This is a genomic window from Polaromonas sp. P3_C2 (assembly GCF_056402675.1).
Map to the genome: position 1 here is coordinate 1 of NZ_JBFUGX010000118.1, position 8,389 is coordinate 8,389.

The following is an 8,389-nucleotide window of genomic DNA, read 5'->3' on the forward strand; positions in this document are numbered from 1 at the left end:
TTTCAGCATGGGCACAAAAGCCCATCGTGCTGGGCTTTAGCCAGGTCGGCGCGGAGAGCGAATGGCGCACCGCCAATACCGAATCCATCAAATCGGCCGCCAAGGACGCCGGCATCGAACTCAAATTCTCCGATGCCCAGCAGAAGCAGGAAAACCAGATCAAGGCGATCCGCTCCTTCATTGCCCAAAAGGTTGACGTGATCGCGTTCTCGCCCGTGGTCGAGTCGGGCTGGGAAACCGTTTTGCGTGAAGCCAAGGCCGCCAAAATTCCGGTGGTGCTGACTGACCGCTCCGTGAACGTCAAAGACACCTCGCTGTATGTTTCCTTCATGGGCTCGGACTTTGTGGAGGAAGGCCGCAAGGCAGGCCGCTGGCTTGTCGAAAAAATGAAGGGCACAAGCGGCCAGGTCAACATCGTTGAGTTGCAGGGAACCGTGGGTTCCGCGCCGGCGATTGACCGCAAAAAAGGATTTGAAGAAATCATCAAGGCCGACCCGAAGTTCAAGATCATTCGCTCGCAGACGGGTGATTTCACCCGGGCCAAGGGCAAGGAGGTGATGGAAGCCTTCCTCAAGGCCGAAGGCAAGAAGATCAATGTGCTTTTCGCGCACAACGACGACATGGCTATCGGTGCGATCCAGGCGATTGAAGAGGCTGGCATGAAGCCGGCAAAGGACATCACCATCATCTCGATCGATGCCGTCAAGGGCGCTTTCGAAGCCATGATGGCCGGCAAGCTCAATGTCTCCGTGGAGTGCAGCCCCTTGCTGGGCCCGCAGCTGATGGCGGCAGTCAAGGACATCAAGGCCGGCAAGTCCGTTCAGAAACGTATCGTTACCGAAGAGGGTATTTTTCCGATGGAAGTAGCCGCCAAGGAATTCCCCAAGCGTAAATACTGATCAGCATCCGGGCCGGCGCCCCGATACTGGGGCGCTCTTTCAAACCTCCAGAAGGAAACTATTTCATGAAACGTACATTTCTCCAGACCCTGCTCGCCGGCCTCGTGCTGGGAACCCTCGGTATTGCACCGTCAGTCCAGGCGCAAGACAAAGGCAGCATCGGCATTTCGATGCCCACCAAATCCTCTGCCCGCTGGATCGCCGACGGCGACAACATGGTCAAGGTGCTCAAGGAGCGCGGCTACAAAACCGACCTGCAATATGCTGATGACGACATCCCGAACCAGCTTGCCCAGATCGAGAACATGATCACCAAGGGCGCGAAGGTGCTGGTGATCGCCTCCATCGACGGCACCACACTGTCCAAGGCGTTGCAGAACGCGGCCGACAAGGGTGTCAAGGTCATCGCCTATGACCGTCTGATCAAGGGTTCGAAGAACGTGGATTACTACGCCACCTTCGACAACTTCCAGGTTGGCGTGCTGCAGGCCACTTCCATCGTCGACAAGCTGGGCCTGAAGCAGGGCAAGGGCCCTTTCAACATTGAACTCTTCGGCGGTTCCCCGGACGACAACAATGCATTTTTCTTCTACGACGGCGCCATGAGCGTGCTCAAGCCCTACATCGACAGCGGCAAGCTGGTGGTGCGCAGCAAGCAGATGGGCATGAACAAGGTCGGCACGCTGCGCTGGGACGGTGCGGTCGCCCAGGCACGCATGGACAACCTGCTCTCGGCCTACTACGGCAAGGAAAAGGTCCACGCGGTCCTGTCGCCATATGACGGCCTGTCCATCGGCATTTTGTCCTCGCTCAAAGGCGTCGGCTACTGCACGGCGCAGCAGCCTTGCCCGGTGGTCAGTGGGCAGGACGCCGAAATTCCTTCGGTGAAGTCCATCCTGAAAGGCGAGCAGTACTCGACGGTCTTCAAGGACACGCGCGAGCTGGCCAAGGTAACGGCCAACATGGTGGACGCCACCCTCTCGGGCAAGCAGCCCGAGATCAATGACACCAAGACCTACAACAACGGCGTGAAAGTGGTGCCCTCTTACCTGCTCAAGCCGGTGGCTGTGGATGCCTCTAACTGGAACCAGGTTCTGATTGGCAGCGGTTACTACAAAGAGTCACAAATCAAGTAACCCCGGCTGAAGGGTGAAAGCACGACGGTCCCGTGCCGGGGAGGCGCGGGACTGTTTACGCCCATGGGTGTCAATCACCTGCGGAGCGATTTTTGTACCAAAGGACAGGCATTGGAAACGATTCTCGAGATGCGCGACATCCGCAAAACCTTCCCAGGGGTGGTCGCGCTGAACAAGGTCAACCTGCGCGTGCGCGCGGGTGAGATTCATGCCATCGTCGGTGAAAACGGCGCCGGAAAATCGACCTTGATGAAAGTGCTCTCGGGGGTCTATCCGCACGGCTCCTACAGTGGGGACATCGTCTACGAAGGCCAGGAGCGCCAGTTCCTCGGCATCCACGACAGCGAGCAGCTGGGCGTCATCATCATCCACCAGGAGCTGGCGCTGGTGCCGCTGCTATCCATTGCCGAGAACATTTTCCTTGGCAACGAGACCGCACAGCGCGGCGTGATCGACTGGATGGCTGCGCATAGCAAGACACAGGCCCTGCTGAAAAAAGTGGGCCTCAAGGAATCACCCGCCACGCTGATCACGGACATCGGCGTGGGCAAGCAGCAACTGGTGGAAATTGCCAAGGCCCTGTCGAGGCAGGTCAAGTTGCTGATCCTCGATGAGCCGACGGCGAGCCTCAACGAAAACGACAGCCAGGCCTTGCTGGACCTGTTGCTGGAACTCAAGGGGCAGGGCATCACCTGCATCCTTATTTCACACAAGCTCAACGAAATTTCACGCGTGGCGGACGCGATCACCATCCTGCGCGACGGCAGCACCGTCGAAACACTGGACTGCCGTGCCGAAGCCATCAGCGAGGATCGCGTCATTCGCGGCATGGTGGGCCGTGAGATGGCTGACCGATATCCGCCGCGCCAGCCGCAAATTGGCGAGACCGTGTTTGAAGTGCGCGACTGGAACGTCTACCACCCGCTGCACACGGACAGGAAATTCATCAAAGGTGTCAGCCTGCAGGTGCGGCGCGGTGAAATCGTCGGCATTGCCGGACTGATGGGGGCGGGGCGCACAGAGCTTGCCATGAGCATCTTCGGCCGTTCGTGGGGGCGCCGCATCAGCGGCCAGGTTCTTCTGAACGGCCAGCCTGTTGATGTCGGCACGGTAGAGAAAGCCGTTCGCCATGGTCTGGCCTATGTGACCGAAGACCGCAAGGGCAACGGGCTGATATTGAACGAAGACATCCAGTTCAATGTGTCGCTGGCCAACCTCAAGGGCGTTTCAAGTGCCTCCGTCATCGACAGCGGCCGCGAATACCAGGTCGCGCAGAGCTACCGGGAAAAGCTCCGCATCCGGTGCTCAAGCGTTGGCCAGAGAGTCCTCAACCTCTCGGGCGGGAACCAGCAGAAAGTGGTGCTCGGGAAATGGCTGTTCACCAGCCCCGAAGTCCTCATCCTCGACGAGCCCACGCGCGGCATCGACGTGGGCGCCAAGTACGAGATTTACACCCTGATGGCCCAGCTCGCGGCAGAAGGGAAATGCATCATCATGATTTCCTCGGAAATGCCCGAATTGCTGGGCATGACGGACCGCATCTACGTCATGAACGAAGGCCGCTTCATCGCCGAGATGCCGACGGCCGAAGCCTCCCAGGAAAAGATCATGCGCGCGATCATGAAAGCAAGCTGAAATGAACAACGAGTCCTCCAACGCCACAGCGATTGCGGCAAAAACCGCCGCTGCCAGCGGCAAATCGCCGCTCGACTACCTGAAGCACAACTTCCGCGAGTACGGCATGCTGATCACGCTGGTGGCCATCATGGGCTTCTTCCAGTACATGACCGAGGGCACGCTCATGCAGCCCCTCAACCTCACCAACCTGGTCCTGCAGAACAGCTACATCGTCATCATGGCGCTGGGYATGCTGATGGTGATCGTGGCCGGGCATATCGACCTGTCGGTCGGTTCGGTGTGCGGCTTCATCGGCGCGCTGGCGGCCGTGCTGATGGTGGAGTACGGCTGGCATTTCGTGCCGGCCTCGCTGGTGTGCCTGCTCTGCGGCGCGCTGATAGGCGGGGTTCAGGGCTGGTTTGTCGCGTTCTTCCGCATCCCTTCTTTTATCGTCACGCTGGCCGGCATGCTGGTGTTCAAGGGGCTGGCGTTGGCGCTGCTGCAAGGCCAGTCGGTCGGCCCCTTCCCCGATTCATTCCAGATGCTCAGCTCGGGTTTCATGCCCGACCTGCTGAGCAGCGAAGGCCTGCGCATGACTTCGCTGCTGCTGGGCGTGGCGCTGGCCGCCGTGCTCGCCGTGGCCGGCATACGCGCGCGGGCCAAGCAGCTCAAGCACGGCATCCAGGCCGAGCCCGCCGCCATTTTCTTCGTCAAAACGGCGATGTTCTCGGCGCTCCTGATCTATTTCAGCTACCTGCTGGCTTCCTACAGGGGTCTGCCGAATGTGCTGATCGTGATGGCCGCGCTGATTTTCCTGTTCCACTTCATAACGGGTCGCACCACCATCGGGCGGCGCGTCTATGCGCTGGGCGGCAACGAAAAGGCCGCCAAGCTGTCGGGCATCAAGACCGAGCGCCTGGCCTTCTATACCTTCGTGAACATGGGCGTGCTGGCGGCGCTGGCGGGCCTGGTGTTCGCCGCGCGCCTGAATACCGCGACGCCCAAGGCCGGCCTGGGCTTTGAGCTCGACGTCATCGCCGCCTGTTTCATCGGCGGGGCCTCGGCCTCGGGCGGTGTCGGCAAGGTCATGGGCGCGGTGATCGGTGCGTTTGTGATGGGCGTGATGAACAACGGCATGTCCATCCTGGGCATCGGCATCGACTACCAGCAGGTCATCAAGGGCGTGGTGTTGCTGGCCGCCGTGTTTGTCGACGTCTACAACAAGAACAAGGCATGAGCCGCCCGGCCGTTTCGAAGACAAATACCGCAGCACACAGCACGGAACTTGTTCTATGACCCTGGCCACTACCGCCACTGACATCGTCCCCGTACTGGAACTCGCGGGCATCCACAAACAGTTTGCGGGCATTGACGCATTACGCGACGTGCGTTTGCGCCTGTATCCCGGTGAAATCCATGCCTTGATGGGGCAAAASGGTGCGGGCAAGTCCACCCTGATCAAGGTTTTGACCGGGGTGCTTGAAGCCAGCGGCGGCCAGATGCAGCTGGCCGGCAAACCGGTGTGGCCGGGCTCTCCCCTGGCCGCACAGCGTCTGGGCATCAGCACGGTCTACCAGGAAGTCAATCTTTGCCCCAACCTCTCCGTGGCGGAAAACATCTTCGCGGGCCGCTATCCGCGGCGCGGCATTTCGCAGGGATACCGCATCGACTGGGCCGCGCTGAATCGCCGCGCCCGCGAGCTGGTCGCGCGTGTCGGCCTGGATATTGACGTCACGCGCCTGTTGTCCAGCTACCCGGTCGCGGTGCAGCAGCTGGTTGCCATCGCGCGCGCCATCAGCATCGAATCGAAAGTCCTTATCCTTGACGAGCCGACTTCCAGTCTGGATGATGACGAAGTCCAAAAACTCTTTGGGGTGTTGCGCCGCTTGCGCGACGAGGGGCTCGCCATCGTTTTTGTGACCCATTTCCTGAACCAGGTCTACGCGGTGTCAGACCGCATCACCGTGCTGCGCAACGGCACCTGGGTAGGCGAGTGGCGGGCCAGCGAGCTGGGACCGCAGGCATTGATAGCGGCCATGCTCGGCCGGGAGCTGGCCGCCCAATCTGCCGTTACCGCGATACCTCAGGCGTTTGACGATGCCGTGCCGGCACTTCTGCAAGCCGAAGGCCTCGGCCAGGCCGGTCAACTGCAAGCTGTGGATCTGCGCGTGCGTGCCGGCGAGGTGGTGGGCCTGGCCGGCTTGCTGGGGGCGGGGCGCACGGAGCTGGCGCGGTTGTTGTTCGGCCTGGAGGCACCCGACCGCGGTGTGCTCAGGATCGACGGCCAGACGGTCACTTTTTCCAGCCCGGCGGATGCGATCCGCCACGGCCTGGCGCTGTGCCCGGAAGAGCGCAAGACCGACGGCATCGTGGCCGAGCTGTCGGTCCGTGAAAACATTGCGCTGGCGCTGCAAGCCCGCATGGGCATGCGCCGGTTTTTGTCGCGGGCCGAGCAAACCGCGCTGGCCGAACGCTTTGTCCAGGCGATGGGTATCAAGACCGCAAGTGTGGACACGCCCATCGGCCTGCTGTCAGGCGGTAACCAGCAAAAAGCCATGATCGCGCGCTGGCTCGCGACCGAACCGCGCCTGCTGATCCTGGATGAACCCACGCGCGGTATCGACGTGGCCGCCAAGCAGGAAATCATGGAGCAGATCCTGCGCCTGGCAGAAGCCGGTATGGCCGTGATTTTCATCTCTTCCGAAATGAGCGAAGTGGTTCGCGTGGCGCATCGCATTGTGGTGCTGCGTGACCGCCGCAAGGTGGGTGAGTTGCCGGCAGGCAGCAGCGAAGACACCGTCTATGAACTGATTGCAGCTGAACATGCCTGAAGAGAAACACCACCCCTCGCCTCTGGCCACTGCCATGAGGCACCGCCTGGCCTGGCCGCTCATCACGCTGTTCCTGCTGCTGGCTGTGAACACAGCGTTTAACGCCAGTTTCCTGCACGTCGAGTGGCGTGACGGTCATTTGTACGGCAGCCTGATCGATATTCTCAACCGTGCCGCGCCGCTGGTGCTGGTGTCGCTCGGCATGACGTTGGTGATCGCCACCCGCGGCATCGACATTTCCGTGGGCGCCGTGGTGGCCATTGCTGCCGCGGTGGCCGCCTGGATGATTGGCGGGTCGGTGGCAGGGAGCGTGAGCCGTTTCCCGATGCCGCTGGCAATTCTGGCGGCATTGGCCGTCGCGCTGCTGTGCGGGCTGTGGAACGGGCTGCTGGTCGCCAGGGTGGGCATGCAACCGATCATCGCCACACTGATCCTCATGGTGGCAGGCCGGGGCATCGCGCAGCTGATCACCGGCGGGCAGATCATCACCATCTATTACGCGCCGTTCTTCTTCCTGGGCAGTGGCTACCTGCTGGGCTTGCCGTTCTCGCTTTTTATCGTGGCCGTAGTCTTTGCGCTGCTATATCTGGCGGTGACGCGCACGGCCCTCGGGCTGTTCATCCAGGCTGTGGGCATCAACCCGACTGCGGCACGCGTTGCCGGTGTGCAGGCCCGGCGTCTGATGGTTGCGGCCTATGCCTTCTGCGGCTTCTGCGCGGGCATCGCGGGCTTGTTGATCAGCTCCAACGTCAAAAGCGCCGACGGCAACAATGCGGGCCAGTTGCTTGAGCTGGATGCCATCCTGGCCGTGACGCTGGGCGGTACCGCCCTCACCGGTGGGCGTTTCAGCCTCGTGGGCAGTGTCATCGGTGCGCTGATCATCCAGACCCTGACTTACGCCATCTACTCGCTGGGTGTGCCGCCCGAGATCAATCTGGTGGTCAAAGCTGTGGTGGTATTTGTGGTCATGCTGCTGCAATCGGCTGAATTCCGGGCCGAGATCGGTATCTGGATGCGGCGGCCGGCCGCGCGGGGAATGCGGCCATGAGCACAATCGTCACCCAGCCTCCCGTAGAGGAGGCCGCCGCCAGCCAACGGGCACCTGCTGCGCCGGCTTCGGGTTTTAATCCCAAATACCTGCCGCTGGCGGCCACCATATCGCTCTTCATCGCCATGGCGACCATGGGTTCGGTGCTCTACAGCGGGTTCTTTTCGGCTCAGGTGTTCCTCAACCTGCTGATCGACAACGCCTTTCTGGTCATCATCGCCGTGGGCATGACGTTTGTCATCCTGTCGGGCGGTATCGACCTGTCCGTCGGCTCCGTGGTGGCGCTGACCACCATGGTGTCTGCCGCGCTGGTGGAGCACCATGGCTGGAGTCCAGCTGCGGTGATTCCGCTGGTGCTCCTTATGGGCACGGCGTTCGGCGCCTTCATGGGTTTTCTGATTGAGCGTTTTCGCCTGCAGCCTTTCATCGTGACGCTGGCCGGCATGTTTCTGGCGCGCGGCCTGTGCTACCTGATTAGTGTCGACTCCATCAGCATCACCAACGAGTTTTACTCGGAGGTCTCGCAGCTGCGCATCCCCTTGTGGGAAGACGCCTCCCTCTCAATCAGTGCCGTGATCGCCATTGCGGTGCTGCTGGCGGCGGTGTTCATTGCACACTGCACTCCCTTTGGCCGAGCGGTGTATGCCGTCGGCGGCAACGAGCAATCGGCACTGCTGATGGGCTTGCCGGTGCGCCGCACGCTGGTGGGGGTTTACACGCTATCGGGCTTTTGCTCGGCGCTGGCCGGTGTGGTCTTCACCTTCTACATGCTTTCGGGCTACGGCTTGCACGCCACCGGCATGGAGCTTGACGCCATTGCCGCCGTGGTGATCGGCGGCACCTTGCTCAGCGGCGGCG

General features: G+C 61.4%; 7 protein-coding genes. All 7 read left to right on the forward strand.

Annotated elements, in window-relative coordinates:
• On the forward strand, positions 1–899 hold an 899-nt coding region (locus AC1DWI_RS07235; RefSeq protein ID WP_477724599.1), incomplete at its 5' end, for an ABC transporter substrate-binding protein.
• Positions 900–964: 65 nt separating this feature from the next.
• Positions 965–2,035, forward strand: a complete 1,071-nt coding sequence (gene chvE / locus AC1DWI_RS07240) for a multiple monosaccharide ABC transporter substrate-binding protein (protein ID WP_457282346.1) — start codon at positions 965–967, stop codon at positions 2,033–2,035.
• 63 nt (positions 2,036–2,098) lie between these two features.
• A complete protein-coding gene (mmsA, locus tag AC1DWI_RS07245; protein WP_477670685.1) occupies positions 2,099–3,670 on the forward strand; it encodes a multiple monosaccharide ABC transporter ATP-binding protein in 1,572 nt (523 codons plus the stop codon).
• 1 nt (position 3,671) lies between these two features.
• Complete coding sequence (gene mmsB, locus AC1DWI_RS07250; protein WP_457282345.1) at positions 3,672–4,889, forward strand: multiple monosaccharide ABC transporter permease; 1,218 nt, start codon at positions 3,672–3,674, stop codon at positions 4,887–4,889.
• Positions 4,890–4,944: 55 nt separating this feature from the next.
• Entirely contained in the window at positions 4,945–6,483 is a 1,539-nt protein-coding gene (locus AC1DWI_RS07255; RefSeq protein WP_477724600.1) for a sugar ABC transporter ATP-binding protein, read from the forward strand.
• On the forward strand, positions 6,476–7,531 hold the full coding sequence (locus tag AC1DWI_RS07260; RefSeq protein WP_477670687.1) for an ABC transporter permease: 1,056 nt from the start codon (positions 6,476–6,478) through the stop codon (positions 7,529–7,531). Before AC1DWI_RS07255 ends, AC1DWI_RS07260 begins: the two co-directional genes overlap by 8 nt.
• Positions 7,528–8,389, forward strand: an 862-nt coding sequence (gene yjfF, locus AC1DWI_RS07265; protein WP_477724601.1) for a galactofuranose ABC transporter, permease protein YjfF, incomplete at its 3' end; no start/stop codon positions are given. The genes AC1DWI_RS07260 and yjfF, both read left to right, overlap by 4 nt.

Bases quoted from the DNA above. Each gene is read 5' to 3' on its own strand.
- chvE (WP_457282346.1), top strand. From the start codon at position 965: ATGAAACGTACATTTCTCCAGACCCTGCTCGCCGGCCTCGTGCTGGGA.
- mmsA (WP_477670685.1), top strand. From the start codon at position 2,099: ATGGGTGTCAATCACCTGCGGAGCGATTTTTGTACCAAAGGACAGGCA.
- AC1DWI_RS07260 (WP_477670687.1), top strand. From the start codon at position 6,476: ATGCCTGAAGAGAAACACCACCCCTCGCCTCTGGCCACTGCCATGAGG.